A 19,248-nucleotide genomic window follows, 5' to 3' on the forward strand; every position below is an offset into this window, starting at 1 on the left:
CCGGGTCTCCGAGAGATCACCGGCCGGGTCCGGGCGAGGACGTCGATCAGCACGCCGGTGGGCAGCCCCCGAAGCCTGTCCCGCAGGGCGGAGGGTGCGGTGACCCTCGGAGAGCGGATCTGGTTGACGGTTTGCGTGCGGGCCTCGACCACGCTCTTGCGGACCACGCGTCGCCCCGGCGGCCGACGATTCGACAGACGGACAGCCGGAACGTCGGTCGGACCCGAAGTCGGCCCCCGAACGACGCCGGGAACATCCTCACTGTCAGACCCCTGCGCAAGGATCACGGACATGACGACTTCCGCACCTGCCCTTTCGCTGACCGACCGTCCCGCCTACGACCGTGCGGTCGAGCAGGCCCTCGCCGCGAGCGCGGCGTACTACGGTGACGGGAGCACCACGCTCGACGACGCGTCCTACGACGCCCTCGCCCGCGGCATCGCCGCCTACGAGCAGGCTCACCCCGGCCACGTGCGGGCCGACTCCCCCACCGGGAAGGTCGGCGGCGGCGTCGCCCCGGTGGGGGACGTGGCGCACACCGTCGCCATGCTCTCCCTCGACAACGTCTTCGCCGACGAGGGTCTGGTGAAGTGGGACGCGTCCCTGGCCCGCAGGATCGACCACCCCGTCGAGGGCGGTTACGCGGTGGAGCCGAAGCTGGACGGTGCCGCGATGGCGGCGCGCTACCGCGACGGGCGTCTGGTGCAGCTCGTCGGTCGGGGGAACGGCACGCACGGTGAGGACCTCAGCCACGCGATCGGCTCGATCGTCGGCCTGCCGGCCGAGGTGCCCGGCGGGGCGACCGTGGAGATCCGCGGTGAGGTCCTGCTGACCCGGGACCAGTTCGAGAAGGCGAACGAGATCCGTGCCGCGCACAACGCGAAGGTCTTCTCCAACCCGCGCAACGGTACGGCCGGAACGCTGCGCGCCAAGGACCGGCCGTACACCATCGAAACCACCTTCTTCGCCTACGGGGCGGTGGATCTGGACGGCGCCGGCTTCCTCACCGGCACCGGTCACGAGGCCGTCATGGAGCAGGTCGCGGCCCTGGGCGTGCAGACCACCGCCGCCACCGACATCGGGTTGCGCGTGTACGCCACGCTGGCCGAGGCGCAGGCCCGCGTCGAGGAGATACAGCGGCTGCGGCCCGAACTGCCGTTCGGGATCGACGGGGTGGTCATCAAGGCCGACGACCACGCCGAGCAGCGGGCCGCCGGATCGGGCACGCGTCACCCGCACTGGGCCATCGCCTACAAGCTGCCGCCCGTGGAGGCGCGCACCAGGCTCCTCGCGGTCGAATGGAACGTGGGCCGCACCGGGCACATCGCCCCGCGGGCCGTGCTGGAGCCGGTGGAGGTCGACGGCAGCACCGTCACCTACGCGACGCTGCACAACCCGGCCTTCATCCGGAACACCGGTCTGAAGGTGGGCGACACCGTCCTGCTCTACAAGGCGGGCGACATCATCCCGCGCGTCGAAGCGCCCGTGGTGGCGCTGCGTACGGGTGAGGAAACCGAGATCGTGCTGCCGGAGACGTGCCCGGGATGCGGCGGCGACATCGACAAGTCCGGTGAGCGCTGGGAGTGCGCGGGCGGAGCGAGCGGAGGCTGCGGCAAGCTGCCGTCCTTGAAGTACGCCGTGGGCCGCGACCAGCTCGACATCGACGGTCTGGGCGTGACGTATCTGGAGGCTCTCGTCGAGGCCGGTCTGGTCGACGACGTCGCCGACCTGTTCTTCCTCACCCGGGAGCAGCTCGCCGGGGCGACCGGCAGCGACAAGCGCGCCGACTCGCTCGTGCTCCAGCTCGCCAAGGCCAAGGAGCAGCCGCTGAACAGGGTGTTCTGCGCGTTGGGTGTGGTGCGGACCGGCCGGACGCTGTCGCGGGAGATCGCCCGTCACTTCGGCACGATGGACGCCGTCCGGGCCGCCACGCCGGACGAGCTGGCGGAGGTCAAGAAGCTCCCCGGCGCGAACGCGCCGAAGATCGCGGCTCACATCGCCGCCCTGGGCCCGGTCATCGACAAGCTGGTCGAGGCGGGCGTGAACATGGTCGAGCCCGCCGCCGGCGACGCCGGCACGGACGCGGCAGGCGGGCCGCTGGCCGGCGAGGCGGTCGTCGTCACGGGCGGCATGCACGGGCCGCTGGCCGGGCGCAACCGCAACGAGATGAACGAGCTCATCGAGCGTGCGGGCGGCACCGCGTCCGGCAGCGTGTCGAAGAAGACGACCATTCTGGTCGCGGGCGAGGGCGCCGGGTCGAAGCTCGCCAAGGCCGAACAGCTCGGCACGAGGGTACTCACCGAGGACGAGTTCGCCGTGCTGGTCGCCGACTACCTGGCCTGACCGACGCCCGCTCCGCGGGTGGCGCGGATCCACGTACGGCCGCCCGCCTGCGCGCCGAGCTCCCCGCCGGGTGGCGCGGAGTCGTTCAGCGGAGCCAGGCGCGGGTGAGTGCCCGGACGGCGGAAACGCCCAGGGTCGGCGCGCGCGGTGCCGGTCCGGACGCGGCGAGCAGGGCGGGGACGTCCAGGCCGAGGTCGGAGACCATGGGGCCGGCCGGCCCGGGAATCCGTGCGCCCGAGCGCCGTCCCGACGTCCTCCCCGTCCCGCGCCACCCCCTCACGGGCGAGCCGTGGCGCCCGCCCGGCGACGAGGGGGCCGTGGTGCCGCTGGACAGCGGGGTGTGGGCGTACCTCGCCCACCCCGGCGAGACCTCGCCGGTGCCCGCGACCGGTGTCCTTGCCGGAGGGCGTCCTGCGCGACGGCCATCCTCTGCCGCCGCGCCCCTGGTGTCCGCTGACGCCCCACCGCCACGCCTTCGAGGACACGCTGGTCGGGCTGCCCGCCCATACGCACGCCCCGGCTGCGCAGGTACCACGACGCGTACCGCCGGGCCGCCCTCGCGGGCCGCCCGGCTCACCGCTCAGGCCCGTGACGTGCACCCGGCCCCGCCCGGCTTCGACATGCGGTTCACCACACGCGGGTGAACCATGGAGAGAGGTCGTGCGTGCGGCAGCCGCAGACGGGGGGAAGTCAAGGCAGCTGTTCCGGCTCCGACTTCCAGAGGTGGCGAGCGTGGACGTCTTCGATGCCGTCGTCGTCGGGTCGGGCTTCGGCGGGGCCGTGACGGCGTATCGCCTGGCCGACGCCGGCCTCAGCGTCTGCGTCCTCGAAAGGGGGAAGCCGTTCCCGCCCGGGTCCTTTCCCCGCAGCCCCCACGAGACGGCCAAGAACTTCTGGGACCCGGATTCCCGGTTGTACGGGATGTACGACATGTGGAGCTTCTCCGGGATGGACGCGCTCGTGTCCAGTGGGCTGGGCGGAGGGTCGCTGATCTACGCGAACGTGCTGATCCGCAAGCCGGAGAGCTGGTTCGTGCACGAGTCCTTCGACGGCGGCTACGAGAACTGGCCCGTCACCCGGGAGGACCTCGATCCGCACTACCAGTCCGTCGAGACCATGCTGGGCGCACGGAAGTACCCCTTCGACGTGGAGCCCTACCGGAGCACGCCCAAGACCCTCGCCATGCGCCAGGCGGCCGAGCGGCTGGGTCTTCCGTGGGAACTTCCGCTGCTGGCCGTCTCCTTCGGGGACCCCCCGGTGCCCGGCGCCCCGCTCGCGGGCGGCGAGGACAACCTGCACCACAGCCCGCGCTACGCGTGCAGGCTCGTCGGCGAGTGCGACCTGGGCTGCAACCTCGGCAGCAAGAACAGTCTGGACTTCACCTACCTCAGCGCCGCGCAGCGGCTCGGGGCGGACATCCGGACCCTCTGCGAGGTCCGCTCGTTCGAACCGGTCCGGGAGGGCTTCCGGGTCTCGTACATCGAGCACCTCGCCGGCGGGGACGAGGATCCGTCGGCCCCTGCCGTACGGCGGACCGTCAGTGCCGGACGGCTGGTCCTCTCCGCCGGCACGCTCGGCACGACCTATCTGCTGTTGCGGAACCGCAGCGCCTTCCCCGCGCTCAGCCCGGCGCTGGGTACGCACTTCTCCGGGAACGGGGACTTCCTCGGGCTGGTGCTCAAGGCCCGGGACAGACGTCAGGACCGGCCCGGGGAAACGGTGCCGCGCCTCATGGAGCCCAGTTTCGGACCGGTCATCACGAGTGCGATGCGCGTGGACCGCAAGGGAAGCGGCGAGGGGGACCGCGGGTTCTACATCGAGGACGCCGGCTACCCGGAGTTCCTCAACTGGCTCGTCGAGCACAACGTCCTCACGATGTCCGAACGGGTCGCGAGATTCCTGCTCCGGCGAGGCTGGTCGCAGCTGACCGGGACCGCACGCAGCCGGGTGGGACGGCAGCTCGGTGACGCCATGGGCAAGGGCCTGTTCACCGCGACGTCCCTGCCGCTGCTCGGCATGGGGAGGGACGTCCCCAACGGCCGGCTGTTCCTCCGGGACGGACATCTGGACCTCGACTGGAAACTGGCCGCGTCCGACCGGTACTTCGACCAGATGAACGCGACCATGGAGCGCGTGTCCCGCAGTCTCGGCGGACGCTACGCGGCGAATCCGCTGTGGCTGCTCAACCGCCTCATCACCGTGCATCCCGTGGGCGGCGCTCCGATGGGGCGCACCGCGCGGGAAGGCGTGGTGGACTCCTTCGGCCGCGTGTTCGGCTACCCGGGACTATCGATCGCGGACGCATCGGTGCTGCCCGGCCCCGTCGGCCCGAACCCCTCGCTCACCATCGCCGCGCTGGCCGACCGGTCGGCGGACCGCATCATCGAGGACCACCGGAAGAAATCCGAGAGCCACTCATGACGACCGGACAGGGCACCACGCCCCGCAGCGGATCCCCGCGCAGATCCCTCCTCCTCGCCGGCGGCGGGCTGAAGGTGGCCTACCAGGCCGGCGTCCTCCAGGTCCTTCTCGACGAGGCCGAGTTGACGTTCGACCACGCCGACGGCGCCAGTGGAGGCGTGTTCAACCTCGCGATGTACTGCCAGGGCATGACCGGGCGCGAGATCGCGGACAACTGGCGCACGCTCTCTCCGCTGAAGGGCGTCACCCCGAACTGGCGCGAGCTGCCGAAGGGACCCTACGCCCGGTCCCTCTTCACGCTGGACGGCTACCGGCGTCACGTCTTCCCGGCCTGGGGGCTGGACTGGGAGCGGATCCGGGCGACCGACCGTGAAGCCACCTTCAGCCTCTACAACTTCAGCGCCAACGAACTGGAGCCGGTGACCGCCGACCGCATGGACGAGGACCGGTTCTGCGCCGGGGTGGCGCTGCCGATGTGGTTTCCTCCGGTCGTCATCGACGGGCAGACGTACATCGACCCGGTCTACCTGACCGACGCGAACGTCGAGGAGGCGATCCGGCGCGGCTGCGACGAACTGTGGATCATCTGGACGGTCAGCCGGAGGCATCGCTGGCGCGACGGTTTCGTGGCCAACTACTTCCACGTCATCGAGACGACGGCCAACGGCAGGCTGCAGGACTGGCTGCGCCGGATCGAGGCCAGCAACGCCGCCATCCGCGACGGGGAGGAGGGCGAGTTCGGGCGCCCGATCGAGGTCCGGCTGCTGAGCGGCGAGGTGCCCCTGAACTACCTCGTCAACTTCAGCCGGGACCGTTTCGCCCAGGCCGTGGAGCTCGGAGTCCGGCATGCACGCCGCTGGTGCACGGACCAGGGGATCCCCTGGAAGGCTGATGAACCCCCGGACCGTCCCGACGACCCGACCCGCCTGCGCTTCACCGAACGCATGGTCGGCCGTGTCGTCTTCGGCGAGGACGACGCCCGGACGGCGGCCTCGTCGGCGGGAGGAAGCGCGGCGGACATCGCCCTGCACGTGACCGTCGACGTCCGGGGAATGGACCGCTTCCTCTCCGGTCCGGAGCACGAGGCGGAGCTGCGCGGGGAGATCCTCTGCCAGGAGCTGGGCGGTCGCCTTCCGGTCGAGCACGGCACCTTCCAGCTGTTCGTGGAGCACTCCGACCCGCAGCACCTGCGGATGCGCTACCGCCTGTTCTTCAGCGACCGGGCCGGCCACCCGCTGACGCTCAGCGGGTACAAGGACGTCAGCGAGGACTCCCGTCGGGGGATCTGGAAGGACACGTCCGTCCTCTACACTCACGTCCTCCGCGGCCACGTCGACGCCGACGAGGAGTCCGGAGCCGAGCCGGTGGCGGCGGGCACCGTGAACATCCGCCCCACCGACTTCCTGAAGCAACTCACCACCTTCCGGGTCGAGGCGCCGACGCTGCCCGGCAGGGTGACCACCCTGGGACGGTTCGGCCGGTTCTTCCTCGGCAAGCTGTGGGACGTGTACGCGCAGAACGTCCTGCCCTGGTCCCCGCTGTGACCGATGAGGAGCCGACGTGGACTTCCATGAGCTGCGCAGACACGCGGAGGTGCTCCGGTTCACCCCTCAGGAGCCGGTGCGCTGGCTCGCCCCGAAGGAGCTGGCGCGTACGGCGGTCAAGGTCTGCCTGGCCGCCGTCTTCGCCGACTACTCGGACAAGCGGGAGATCCAGGGCGCGCTGGAAGCCGGTCTCCTGCGCGCGCCGCTGGCGGATCCCGACGCCGAGGAGATGTGGATCGACTTCGTCGCGGACATCGGGGACGGGTTCGAGGCGACGGCCTCGGTGGCATCCGCCCTGGGGCAGGACCGACTCGCCGTCGACGGCCCCGGCTCGCTCCCCCGTGGCTCGCTGCTCGTCCTCGGCGGGGACCAGGCGTACCCGGTGGCGTCGGCGACCGCGTACGAGGACCGGATGAAAGGGCCCTACCGCGCGGCGCTCCCGTCGGCGGAGGACGAGCCGCTCATGGTCGCGCTGCCGGGCAACCACGACTGGTACGACGGGCTCACCGCGTTCCTGCGGATGTTCACCCAGGAGAGCGTGATCGGCGGCTGGCAGACCCGGCAGACCCGGAGCTACTTCGCCGTGGAACTGCCGCAGCGCTGGTGGCTGGTCGGCCTCGACAGCCAGCTCGGCACCTACTTCGACGATCCGCAGCGGCGCTACTTCGAGACCCACCTCTCGCCGCGGCTGCGTCCGGGTGACAGCGTGATCGTCTGCTCGGCCGAGCCCACGTGGGTGCGGAGCGACGAGAAGCCCGACGCCTTCAACTCCCTGCACTGGTTCGACCGCAACATCGTGCGGCACCGCTTCGACCGGAAGACCCGGACGCGCGAGGAGACGGGCGCCTCGATCCGCCTGTGGCTGACCGGCGACAAGCACCACTACGCCCGCTACGCGGAGCGGCTGCCCGACGACGGGTCCGGGGCCGACGACGCCCTCCCCCCGGACCCCCGGCGGCGCCAGATGGTGACGTGCGGCCTGGGCGGGGCGTACGTGTCGTCCACGCACCGGCTCCCGAAGGCCCTGCCCCTGCCGCCGGCCACCTCGCGCATGCGGCGGAAGGACGGCCCGCCGACGGTGTTCGCCCTCGCCCGGCACACGTACCCGGACGCGGCGGCGTCCCGCTCGCTCACCCGCGCGATCGCCGAGCCCTGGTCGCGCCATTGGCTGCCGCGGCGCAACCCCGGATTCGCCGTCCTGGCCGGGGCCGTGCAGATGGTCCTCGTCCTGATCGCGAGCGGCGCGTTCGCGCTGGCCGAAGGCCGGCACAACCCCGTCGGGGCCCTGCGGAACGCCGGCGCCGACGACCAGCTCGGCCTGCTCTGCACGAGTGCCGCCCTCTTCGTCCTGCCCTTCGTCATCGGCTGGTGGCGGGGGCTGCTGCGCGAACGGCGGCCCAGGGCGCCGTCCGGTCCGGTCGTGGCCGTGCTGTTCCAGGCGGCGGTCGCCGCCGCGGCCCTGGCCGTCACCGTCGCCGTCGCCCGGTCGGTGCCGTCCTCCTGGAACGGCTTCGCGTTCCTGGCGATCCTGCTGGTCGTCGCCGCCGTGCTGGGCGCGTCCCTGGGCTCCCAGCTCTTCGCCCTGTGGGTGCTGTGGACGAACCGGGGCCTGGTCGCCGAATGGCAGATGTCCGGGCAGTCCATCGACGACCACAAGGGCTTCCTCCGGATGCACCTCGCACGGGACGGCACGCTCACCCTCTACCCGCTGGCGCTCGACTCGACCTGCCGGAACTGGGAGTTCGACGACGTCGCGGACGGGGAGGGCGGCGTGTGGAAGCGTCCCGTGCCCGAGCCTGCGCCGACCGTGCGGCTCATCGAGGAGCCCGTCGTGATCGCGCGGCACGGCCAGGGCTGACCGCGAGGAGGCGCCCCGGCACGCCGGCGGCTGCCGTCTGCCCCGCGCCCACGGTCGCTTCCGCCCCGTCGACGCCGTTCGGCATGGCGACGCGTACCAGGACGACCGCCGTGGCCGTCAGGATCGCGAACACCAGCCCGGACACCCCGGCGGCCCACGGCGTCGCGAGGCGTTTGTGCATCCGCTCCATGGTCTCCCGCTTCCTGCCTGCGCTTCCTTCGTCCAGACACCCGTGGTCGCGGGACGCGCGCCACCGGAATCACCCCAGGGGCAGCCCTCGGTGCGCCCTACAGGCCGGCTCGCGCACCTCGGGGCCGCCGGGGGTCCGGCCGGTCAGCCCGGCCCGGGGGTGTCCGAGGCGAGGATCAGGAGGGTGACGTCGTCCTGGATCCTGGGGGCGAAGCGGCTCAGGTCGGCCCAGATCTCGTCGGGCAGCTCGTCCAGGCCGGCACCGGTCATCCCGGCCAGGCGCTCCGTGAAGGGGTAGAAGGCGCCGGAGGCGTCGCGTGCCTCCAGGACACCGTCCGACGCCAGGAGCAGCCGGTCCCCGGGCAGCAGCGGCACGGTGGCGACGGTTCCGGGCATGACGTCGGCGAGGCCAAGACCCAGGGGCGGGCCGGGGTCGAGTTCCAGGGTGCTCACGGTTCCGCCGCGCAGCAGGACCGGCGGCGGATGGCCGCAGGCCAGGACGCGGACCTCCCGCCCGTACGGCGCGAAGTCCAGGAGGACGGCCGTGGCGAAGAGCTCCGCGTGCTCCGTCCGCTCCGCGTCGACCACCAGCCTGCGGTCCAGCCGCGCCGCGATCGACCCGGCGTCCACGTCGTCCAGCACGGCCTCGCGGAACGCCCCCATGACGGAGGCGACGGTCGCGACGGCCGACAGACCGTGCCCCTGTACGTCGCCGAGGACCGCCCGCACCCCGTGGGGGCCGGGCCGGACGTCGAAGAAGTCGCCTCCCACCAGCGTGCCGCGCTCGGCGGCGCGGTACAGGCTCGCGCAGCGCACGGGCCCGACCCGCCGCCGTACGTCCGGGACGATGGCCCGCTGGGCCGTCTCGGCGACGGTGCGTTCCAGGTCGAGCTGCTCGTCCCGTCGCCCGCGGACGAAGGAGACGAAGACGCTCAGGGTCGCGACGAAGGCGAGGGTGAAGAGGTCGGTGTTGCCGGGCTGGTTCAGGTGGAAGACGGGAACGGTCAGCAGGCCGATCGTGCCGGCACCGAGGAAGGCCGTGGCCCATGGTCCGTGGGCCAGGACAGCCAGCGGAGGCACCGCGCCGAGCAGGAAGCCGATGTCCGGCGGAACGGACCCGGTGAGGGAGACCGCTCCGACCCCGACGAGCAGCAGCACGGGCAGGGTCCGCACCCAGCGCGGCGGCGGGGCCCCGCGCAGCCAGCTTCGCTGGTCGGCGCCGGTCGCCGCCTTCCTTGGCCTCACCACACCCTCAGGCTCCTATGCCTGAGGGCGCCGCGCACTCCACCGCAGCGGCCCGGCGTCTTCCCGAGGCTCAGAGAAGGGCACCTGACCTGGGCTTTCGCCCGGCGGATGTCCTGTGGCCGCTCTTCCGGTTCCGGAACCTCACGCGGATCGTCGGGCACCTCCGGCAAGGACACGTAGAGTGTCGTCGGGCGCGGTGTGATCATGAGGAGTACGTGTGACCGCGGTCAGTCTTGAGCACTCTGCCGTCCCCGCCGACACCGGCGAGGTGACCCTTCTGATAGCCCGTCGGGTCGACCCCGGGTACGAGGCCGACTTCGAGCTGTGGGCGAAGGGCATCCTGGAGAGCGCGGCGGCCTTCCCCGGCCACCTGGGATACGGCCTCTTCCGGTCCTCCGGCGGCGACGCCCCCTGGTTCCTCGTCCACCGCTTCCGCGACGCGGAGGCGTGCCGGACCTGGCAGGAGTCGCCCGAGCGGGCTGCCTGGTTCGCCGACTGCCAGGGACACCACCACACCGAGATCGCCCGGCGGAGGCTGACCGGCATGGAAACCTGGTTCGCCAAGCCGGGCTCCACCCGGCCCGCGCCGCCCCGCTGGAAGATGGCGATCAGCGCGACCCTGGCCATCTATCCGATCTCCGTGCTGGGCAGCCTCTTCCTGGTCCCCCACCTGACCGCGCTCCCGCTCCTCCTCAGCAGCGCGGTCATCGCCTGCGTCTTCAACGTCCTCATGACGTACATGGCGATGCCCGCGGTCAGCAGGATCCTGCGCGGCTGGCTCACGCCGTAGCGTCCCCGTCGCGTGCGGGACGGCGACGGCATGCGGCGGAGCCGCCGCACCCGGCTCGGCGGGCAGGTGCGGCGGCTCCTCGTGCGCGGGCGCCCTACGGTACGACCAGGGCCCAGCCCGATCGCGCCATGGTGGCGGCCGCTCCGAAGGACACCGGGTCGTCGGCCACTCCCGCGCCGCCGGTCGCCACGTCCTCGGCGAGGGTGGCGACGACGAGCGCGCCGGCGCCGATGAGGAGCGCGGCTCCGCCCGCCCACCTCGCCGCCGTCTGCCAGCGCGAGCGTTGTTGTGGTGCGGGTGCGGTCACCGGGACCGGGACCGTCTGCGGTTGGCGCTGGGTGGCGGAGTAGGTGATGACGCCCTTCCCGGGGTGCTTCGTCGACGACTCGACCTGGAGCGTCGTGTTGGGCTGGGTCGCGGACGGGGCCGTCATCGGAAGGATGTCGAAGCCGGCCGTGACCCGGCGCATGTCGCCCTGGGCCCTGAGCTGCGCCGTGATGCCGGCGACGTACCACTGCACGTCGCCGACGCCGGAGTCCTCGGCCCGGCCGCCCTTGTTCTTGGCGTCCCAGACGTAGACCGTGGTGTCCGTCCAGAGCAGCAGGTCGGCCCTGCCGCCGGTCGCGATGACCCTGTTCCGCGGGTCTCCGCCGCCCTTGACGGACTGGAGGTCCATGGAGACCTGCCAGGTGCCGCCGGGCTTCGCGGCGCCCATCGCCTGGAGCTGGGCCGCGGCCATCACGATCGCCTGGTCGTGGTGGACCGTGTACTTCTCCTGCAGGTGCCTGCCGAGGTTGAACGGCTCGCCGGGTTCGCGGCCGTCCGCGTCGGTGTAGCGGAGCGGGTTCTGGTAGCCGTAGCCGTACAGTTGCAGGTTGGACGGCTGGTGGACGCCCTCGTTGGACCCGCCGTCCAGGAACTCGCCGAGCGCGGGATCGGTGGACTCCCACATGCCGCCGCGCGGGTCGTAGTAGCGGGCGCCGTGGTAGGTGTAGCCGGTCTCCTGGTCGAGTTCCTTGCCGGTGAAGCCGTACGGGTCCTTCTCGCCCGGGTGTTCGTCGACCCAGGTCTCTCCGGACGGGAAGTAGTCCAGGTGCTCGGCGAGCCGGCCGGAGCCGTCCGTGCCGAAGTTCGCCGACCCCAGGTGGTCGCCGTGGAAGAAGAACTGGTCCTTCTCGTAGGCGTTGCCCGGTTTCGAGGTCTTGGTGGCGACGCGGACGCCGCCCGCGTACACGTGCTTGAACTCGGTCTGGTTGCGGGCCGTGTAGAACTGGTTCGGGTAGAGGGTGGTCTGGGCGCCGTCCTTGACGATCCGGGTGCCCTGGTCGTCGTAGGTGAAGCGGACCGACGGGGGCTTGCCGGGCTGGTTGCAGGAGGACGGGTCCTGGGCCTGGTCCTGGTTCTTGGACGTGTCGTGGACGCAGGCGAGGCGGTTCTCCTCGTCCCAGACCTGCTGGCGGCGCGGGCTGCCGGGCGCGGACGACACGCTGTCGACGAGGTTGCCGTCGGCGTCGTAGGTGAGGGTCTGCCGGCCCATGACGGACGGGGCGTGCGGACGGTCGGCACTGTACGTGTAGCCGTGCTCGTACGTCGTGTTCTTCTGGACCTGCTCGTGGCCGCCGCCCACGACGATGCCGTGGTGCTGGTCCTTGGCGGTGATGTTGCCGATCGTGTCGTACGACGTGGAGTAGGTGTACCGGTCGGTCTTGTTCGCCGTGAACCGGAAGGAGCCGGTGGCGCCGGTCAGCCGGTTCAGGTTGTCGTAGGTGTAGGTCTGCTCCGTGGGGCCGCCCAGCTTCGGGGTGTCGGCCGGGAGCGGGGTGTCGTTCTTCTGGCCGGTGAGGTTGCCGTTGGCGTCGTACGCGTAGGCGAGGTTCTGGAAGGCGGATCCGGTCGGCAGGGTGGACGTGAGCGTGGCCAGGCGGCGGTCCTCGGCGCCGTAGGTGAAGGTGGTGCCGGTGCCGTTGCCGAGTTCCAGTGCGGCGCGGTCGCCGAACTTGTCGTACGTGATCGACCGGACGTACGCGTAGTCGAACCCGTTCTTGGATCCGGCGGCGGCGCTGACCTGGCCGCCGCTGTCGTAGGTGTAGGACAGCCGCTCGCCGTCGGGGTAGGTCAGGGACAGCATGCGGTTGAAGCTGTCGTAGCGGTAGGCGGTGGTGAAGGTACGGATGTGCGGGCCGGGGCCCGGGAGGGTGCGGGTCTCCTCGGTGACCTCGCCGAGCGGCCCGTACTTCCGTGTCACCTCTCCGCCGGCGTCCTCGATCTTCGTCACCCGGCCGGCGGCGTTGTGCTCCGCACCCGGTGCGCCGTAGGTGTAGCGGACGTCGTTGTCGGTGAAGACCGGGTGGCTGATCGCGGTCACGCGGTCGAATTCGTAGGTGTAGGTGATGGCCTGGTTCCTGGCGGCCAGGTTGGCGGTCTGCTGGCGGATCACGTTGCCGGCCGGGTCGTAGCCGGTGACGGTGCGCCCGGCGTCCGGCGAGTCGACGACGGTGCGGCGGCCCAGGTGGTCGTAGGCGGAGGTGGTGACGTTGCCGTGGTCGTCGACGACCTTGAGGACCTTGCCCAGCGGGTCGTAGGCGTAGCTGGTCCAGATCGGCGCGTCACCGGCCTTGGCGCCGGGTTCGCGGATGGCCGTCTGCTGTTCCCGCACGTCGCTGTAGGCGGTGGTGCGGTTGCCCTTGGCGTCGGTGGACACGGTCGCGAACTGCGTGGTGCCCGCGCGGTCCTCACCGAAGCCGTACGCCACCGACGTGGACGTGCCGTCCGGCAGCGCGGTGCGCAGCGTGCGGTCGAGCACGTCGTAGGTGAGGGTGGTGGGACGGACGGTGTCGAACGCGGTGGTGAAGACGGTGCCGGTGTCGCCCTTGGGCTCGGTGAGCGGGTAGTACTGCTCGACCGTGCGGCCCATCGCGTCGAAGACGAGACGGCCGGAGACCGTCATCACGTCCTTGCCGCCGACGGTGGCGTCCTTCTTCGTCTGGACGACGCGGCCCACTCCGTCGGTGAAGGTGACGGTGTCGATCGTGTCGTCCTTCACCGCCCCGGTGGCGTCCCGGTCCAGGTGGCGGGTGACCGCGTACGGGACGGGCGCGTCCGGGTGGTAGGCGAAGGCGATCGTGGGCCGTCCGGCGCCCTGGTCGTGCGGGCCGGTCACGGCGGTCAGCCGTCCCAGCGCGTCGTACTCCGACACGGTCTTCTGGCCGTTGATGTCCGTGGACTCGGTCTGCAGGCCGAAGCGCAGGTCGTACGCGGCGGTGGAGCGGTAGCCGTAGCTGTCCTCGATCGAGGTGGCGTGGGTGCCGGTCGGCTCGTCGTAGGTGTACGTGCGCTGGTAGCGCTGTCCCCGGTGGTTCTCGGGCGAGGTGATCGACCTGAGGGTGCCGTCGGGATTGTACGCCAGGTCGGTGACGGCTGCGGCGTCGCCCTCCAGGTGGGCGGTGTGCCGGGTGACGTCGCCGGTGGTGCAGTCGACCTCGGCGTCGCGCGAGCGCATGAGCCTTCCGCCGCCGCGGACCTCGACCGTCCGGCCGATGCCGACGATGTGGCTGTCGGTGCAGGCGGTGTAGACGGTCTTCGTCTCGACGTCGTCGGCGGCGCCGGGTTCACCGTAGTCGACCTTGCGCACCAGGTTGCCGAGGTCGTCGTAGCTCATCTCGGTGGACGTGGTCTTGCGCGGGGTGTCGCCGCCCTCGCCGTCGTACCAGCGGGCCTCGGTGCGCTCCAGCTGCGGGAAGACCGAGCCGGTGAACACCGGCCGCAGGGTGTAGGTGTTGCGGGTCTGGGTGAAGAGGGCGCCCTTGGCGTCGGTGACCGTCTCGCGCGTGAGCAGGCCGCGGGCGGCGTGGCTCCGGGTGTCGAACTCGCGGACGGTGTTCCGGTACGGCTTGCCGCCCTCGGTCTGCTGGGTGCTGGTGACGGTGCCGTAGCCGAGGAACTCGCGCTCCAGGCGGTCGTACTTCCCGTTCTCGTAGGAGAAGGAGAACGCCTGGGTGTCGGGCCCGTCGCCGGGCAGGTCGTCGTGGACCCGGGTGCCGGTGAGCAGCCAGCGGGACCCGGGCTGGTCGTAGGTGTTGCCGTCGCGCGAGTAGCTCAGGTCGATGCGCGAACCGAGCGGCCGCGTCACGTTCTTGAGCAGGTTGGTGCGGCCGGTGCGGTTGGCGGCGACGACCAGTTCGTCGTCCTTGCCGGAGGCCAGGTGGTCCGCGAGTCCGTCGCCGTCGATGTCGCGGATCATCTGCTCGGCCCGCGAGGCACCGGTGGACACGTTGACGCCCGGGTTGATGATCAGGCAGCCGACGACGAAGCAGATCGGGACGGTGAAGTAGACGCCGCCGCCGAGCTGGGCGTTGGAGTCGGCGTTGATGCCGTTCAGGGAGCCGTGGAAGGGGACGGGCTCGGCGAAGCCGGAGCCGGTGTTGAGCGCGACCCGCACCGGGTCGCCGGCGAAGACGCGGTCGACGCGGCCGTCACCGTTGAGGTCGGCGAGGGAGCTCTTCGTCGAGGACGACTGCTGCTGGAAGGAGGCGCCGCCGCCGAAGCCGTAGAAGTCGGTGTTGAAGCCGATGTTCAGGCCGGCGGTGGAGCCGTGGCCCTCGTTGATCTTCCCGCCGGGCCAGGGTTCGGGCGCGGCGAAGCGGTAGCCGAGGTTGAGGGCGACGCGGCCGTCCTCGTACGCCCGGTCGGGCAGGCTGTCGCCGTTGATGTCGATCAGGTCGTACGAGGCGTCGGCGCGGTTGCCGCCCAGGTTGCCGCCGATGCCGAGCGGGGGCATGTCGTTGCCGGCGGAGGAGGTGTCCGCCGTGCCCCAGCCGGGCGGGGCGGCCTGGCCCCGGCCCGTGGCGATGGTGCGGGCCGCGCTGCCCGCGCTGGCGTTGCCGCTGCGCGTGTCGGAGGCGCGCACCGCCCCGCCGGGCACGGAGCCGCGGGTGGCGCCGAGGACGCCGGTCGGGTCGGTGTACTGGACGCCGCCCGCGCCGACGACGTCGGGGAAGCCGTCGCCGTTCAGGTCGAGGTAGTCGAGCTCGCCGCGGGCGGTGCCCAGGGCGACGCTGCCGCCCACGCTGCCGACGCCGCCGCCGACCGAGCCGGTCAGCGAGATCCCCTTCGAGTGGGAGATGCGGGGCACCGCGTGCGCGGAGGCCAGGGACGCGGCGGTGGGCAGGCCGATGCTCTGGCCTCCGAACCGTGAGCTGGAGGCGGTGGCGGCCGCTGCCCAGGTGTGCTCTCCGGAGCCCCAGCGGCCGTGCTCGGCGTCCGGGGCGAAGGGCACGGCGGTGGGCGGCGTGATCGTCGGGTCGTTCTCGAAGGCCTCGCGGTCCCGGGCCGGGTCGACGTCGGAGGGCAGGCCCTCCTTGATCTTCTCCTCGGTGAGGTCGTCCTGCTTCACCGGCTGCGTGGCGCGGTCGCGGTTGCCGTTGTAGCCGGCGTACGACCAGCCGCGGTACAGGCGGCCGAAGACGCCCTCGGCGGTGGGGGCCTGGACGGTGGCGGGCGCGAGCGGGCCGCCGTTCACGGCGACGTCGGCGCCCTGGATCTTCCCGGCCAGCTCGGGCGAGGCCGCGGTGATGTCGACGTAGAGGGCTTCGCCGGCCGGGGCCGTCACCTCGACGGACGGCTTGTCGCCGATGTCGAAGGCCCGCTTCGCGAGGAGGGCGCCGTGCTTCTTGACGGTGAGCACCAGCCGGCCCGTGGTGTTCTCGGCCGCCGTCACGTACGCGGTGACGGTGAAGGTGCCGCCGGGGGACGTGACGGGCTGCTGGACGCCGCCCGGTCCGGCGGGCACATAGGTGTCGATGTCGAACGGGGGCCGGAACTGGAGCGGCCGGGCGGCGTCGCCGGCCGCCGCGGTGACTCCCGCGGCCTCGGTGTAGCGGGCGAGCGGGGCCCATTTCAGGGCGGTGACGTCGACGGGTGAGTCGGAGAGGATCCGCCACTGGAGCTTCTGCCCCTTGGCGACCTGGACCGTGGTGCCGGCCGAGACGGTGCCGGTCTCGGCGGCTCCGATGGTCTTCTCGACCACCGGGGTGCCCGCCCTGAGGATCTGGACGGTGACGTCGTCGGTGGTCGCGGCGTTCTTCGTCACGTCGCCGGTCAGCTGGAGGGTGCCGTCGACCGGGGCCTCGACGGTGCCGGAGCGGCCCGCCAGGGTGAAGTCCTTCGAGGCGGTGTAGGAGTGCAGCGGCAGGCCGTTGGCGTCGGTGGCCTCGAAGCCGGTGTAGGTGACCGTGGGGTCCCAGGTGACGTCGTCGCCTGCGCCGTCGAAGACGGAGCCGACGCGGAAGTAGAGGCGGTCGCCGCGCTTGACCTCGATGGCGTCGACGCCCTGGGGTGTGTACGCGGTGTCGTCGCCGGCCTCGATGCGCCGGGACCACAGCTCGCTGCCCTCGTGCTGCACGGCGACGCGCACGCCGTCGGGCTGGGAGAACTCCGGCTGCTCGCCGGTCTTCCGGAGGGCGACGGTGCCGGTGACGCGGACGGTGCCGTCGTAGGGCGCCGTCCAGCGGCGCAGGGTGTCCACCAGCGGGGAGGAGTCGATGCGCCGCTCGCGCTCTGCCGTGTAGTCGGGCAGCAGTCCGTCGGCGTCGACCCGGCCGGCGCCGATCGGCACCGGGGTCTGCGAGGCGGGGCCGTATTCGACGGTGCCGTCGGTGTCCACGCGGCCGAAGCGCACGGCCGAGCCGTCGACGAGGTCGACGACGCCGTCGGAGTTGACGTCGCTGAAGTAGCGCCGGGTGGTGGAGACGGTGTCGACGTAGTCGAGCTGCGCCGCGACACCCAGGTAGCCCTCGATGCCGACGGTGAGGGAGTTGGCGGACTCGCTGAGGATGCCCGGCAGGTTGCGCAGCGGGGTGAGGGTGGAGGCGAACCGCGGCTCGCCGCCCGGCCGGGAGAGGTTCTTGCGGAAGACGAAGCCGCCGCCGTGCTTGAAGACCTTGTCCGGCAGGCTGTCGCCGTCGACGTCGGCCAGAGAGAGCAGCCCCTCGTCGCCGGACCTGCTGTAGCCGGCCTTGACGCCGACGGAGCCGTTCTTGGAGGGCTTGGCCCCGTAGCCGACGTACAGGTGGCCTCCGACGCTCGTGGAGGTGTTGCCGTGCAGGGCGCCCGCCTCGCCTGCCCCGGGCTTCACGGTGTCGACCGCTCCGTTGCGGACGTTGTCGTCGGGCGAGGTCCAGTCGACCTTGGCGAAGGCCTCGTAGGCGCCCTTGGCGTCGCGGATGTCGTCGAAGTACTCGAACCGGTGGCGGTTGAACTCCTTGCCGTCCGCGCCGAGCTGGGCGATGGACTTCAGGAGGGTCTTGTCGAAGGCGCCGGTGGTGTAGGCGAGTTCGTAGGAGCGGACGGGCTTGTCCTGGAAGCGGACGTCGATCCGGCGCAGCAGGTCGGCGGTGACCCGCTTGAACCCGCCGCGGGCGTCGATCGACACGTCGGGCCGCCGGCCCTCGCCCCGGTCCCGGTCGCGGACGAAGGTCACCGTGTAGGGCCCGTCGGTGTCCCCGTGGCCGGTGTACGCGATCTTCTGGACGTACAGGTCGCGGCCGGCGACGGTGCCGCCCGCCACGCCCGCGTCGCGGACCAGGGCATAGGAGTAGCGCACGGTGTTGCCGTGCGGGTCGCGAACCTCGCGCAGGGCCCAGGTGAAGATGTTGCCGGTGTCGTCGGCGAGGGTGGCGCCCTCGCCTCCGTACAGGTAGCGCACGCCGGACTTGTCGGTGACCTCCCAGCCGTACGTGGCCGGCGAGGTCCCGGTGCGCACGATGCGGGCGAAGCCGCCCTCGATCCGCGCGTGGAAGACCTTGTCGCCGGTGCTGCGGGGTCCGGGCGTACCGCGGTGTGCGAGGGGCGTCAGCTGGTCGCCGCCCATCAGGTACGTCTCGGTCTCGCGGGTGGCGTCGTAGCGCGGCACGCCCCAGCGGGTCTCGACGGAGATCGACGGGACGGACAGGTCCCAGCCGGTGCCGAGCCAGCTCTGGGCGGCCGACGAGGTGTACTCCACGGCCAGCGACGGTGCGAGGCCCGCTCGCCCGTCGGGGAGTTCGAGCGGGTACGAGAGCCGGGCGTCGCCCTGGTTGTTGGCGGCCGGGGCCGCCATCTGGTTCACGCCGGTGACCGGGGAGGCGGCCTGGATGTTCTTGATCTGGTTGGGGTCCGAGGAGACCTGTTCGGGACCCTCGGGAGCGGTGACGACGGCGTTCACCATGTCGGTGAAGTGGTCCGTGCGCGAGACGACGACCTGCTTGTCCTCGTCGACGGAGATCCGTTCGAGGGCCCGCCAGCAGCTGCCGGCCTCGTCGAAGTAGAAGGTGCGGACGTCGCCCGGGGTGTGCCCGGAGCTCTTCAGCACGTCGGGGTCGTACGGCAGGGAGACGGTGATGCCCGTCTCGAAGGTGTGAGGAGTGGGGGTGAAGCGGTAGCCCTCCGGCCCCTTGGTGACGTTCTCCATGCCGGCGCCGAGGCCCGGCAGGGAGGCCTCGTCCAGCGGTTCGATGCCGACCTCGGTGGGTTCGGACACCGCCTGGGGCGCGAGGGTCACCTCGGCGCCGTCACGTGCGACGCTCTTGGTCACCCCGGTGTCGGGGGTGACCCACGTCGTCGACGGCCGCGCGGCCGCGTTCTTGGTTCCGGCTTCCTTGCCCGGTACACAGCCCCCGAGCGCCGGCACGACGGCTGCCGACGGCACCGTGCGCGGCGAGTCGGTCAGCCCGCTGGCCGAGACCAGTGACACCGGCAGCGCCAGGGCCAGCAACAGCGCCGGCCCCCGGCTCCGGGCCCATGGGACCCGCCGAAGTCTGTACGCCCAGCGATCTCTCCGTACCCCACCGGTCATTCGGTCTCGCCCCCGACCCTTCACACGG

At 71.8% G+C, this 19,248-nt stretch carries 7 protein-coding genes; 5 read left to right on the top strand and 2 right to left on the bottom strand.

Annotation, left to right across the window (positions count from 1 at the left end; all coding sequences use genetic code 11):
- Window positions 1-291 precede the first annotated feature (291 nt).
- The 4 genes from ligA to ACFY8W_RS01775 all read left to right on the top strand — a co-directional run bounded on the left by ligA (window position 292) and on the right by ACFY8W_RS01775 (window position 8,166).
- Window positions 292-2,343, top strand: coding sequence for an NAD-dependent DNA ligase LigA (gene ligA / locus ACFY8W_RS01760; protein WP_391098884.1), 2,052 nt, complete (start codon window positions 292-294; stop codon window positions 2,341-2,343).
- Between the two features lie 732 nt (window positions 2,344-3,075).
- Window positions 3,076-4,764, top strand: coding sequence for a GMC oxidoreductase (locus ACFY8W_RS01765; RefSeq protein WP_391098887.1), 1,689 nt, complete (start codon window positions 3,076-3,078; stop codon window positions 4,762-4,764).
- Window positions 4,761-6,308: a patatin-like phospholipase family protein gene (locus ACFY8W_RS01770; protein ID WP_391098890.1), complete on the top strand. Its 1,548-nt coding sequence runs from the start codon at window positions 4,761-4,763 to the stop codon at window positions 6,306-6,308. Before ACFY8W_RS01765 ends, ACFY8W_RS01770 begins: the two co-directional genes overlap by 4 nt.
- A 16-nt stretch (window positions 6,309-6,324) precedes the next feature.
- A complete protein-coding gene (locus ACFY8W_RS01775; RefSeq protein WP_391098892.1) occupies window positions 6,325-8,166 on the top strand; it encodes a hypothetical protein in 1,842 nt (613 codons plus the stop codon).
- A gap of 333 nt (window positions 8,167-8,499) precedes the next feature.
- Here the strand turns inward: ACFY8W_RS01775 and ACFY8W_RS01780 are convergent, their stop codons facing one another.
- Complete coding sequence (locus ACFY8W_RS01780; protein ID WP_391098895.1) at window positions 8,500-9,603, bottom strand: SpoIIE family protein phosphatase; 1,104 nt, start codon at window positions 9,601-9,603, stop codon at window positions 8,500-8,502.
- A 214-nt stretch (window positions 9,604-9,817) separates the two neighbouring features.
- Between ACFY8W_RS01780 and ACFY8W_RS01785 the strand changes: the two genes are divergently transcribed.
- On the top strand, window positions 9,818-10,390 hold the full coding sequence (locus tag ACFY8W_RS01785; protein ID WP_391098898.1) for an antibiotic biosynthesis monooxygenase: 573 nt from the start codon (window positions 9,818-9,820) through the stop codon (window positions 10,388-10,390).
- Between the two features lie 94 nt (window positions 10,391-10,484).
- On the opposite strand, the gene ACFY8W_RS01790 is transcribed toward ACFY8W_RS01785, so the two are convergent.
- Window positions 10,485-19,139: a SpvB/TcaC N-terminal domain-containing protein gene (locus tag ACFY8W_RS01790; RefSeq protein ID WP_391098901.1), complete on the bottom strand. Its 8,655-nt coding sequence runs from the start codon at window positions 19,137-19,139 to the stop codon at window positions 10,485-10,487.
- Between the last annotated feature and the right edge of the window lie 109 nt (window positions 19,140-19,248).

The sequence above is a fragment of the Streptomyces sp. NPDC012637 genome, from assembly GCF_042954805.1.
GTDB lineage: Bacteria > Actinomycetota > Actinomycetes > Streptomycetales > Streptomycetaceae > Streptomyces.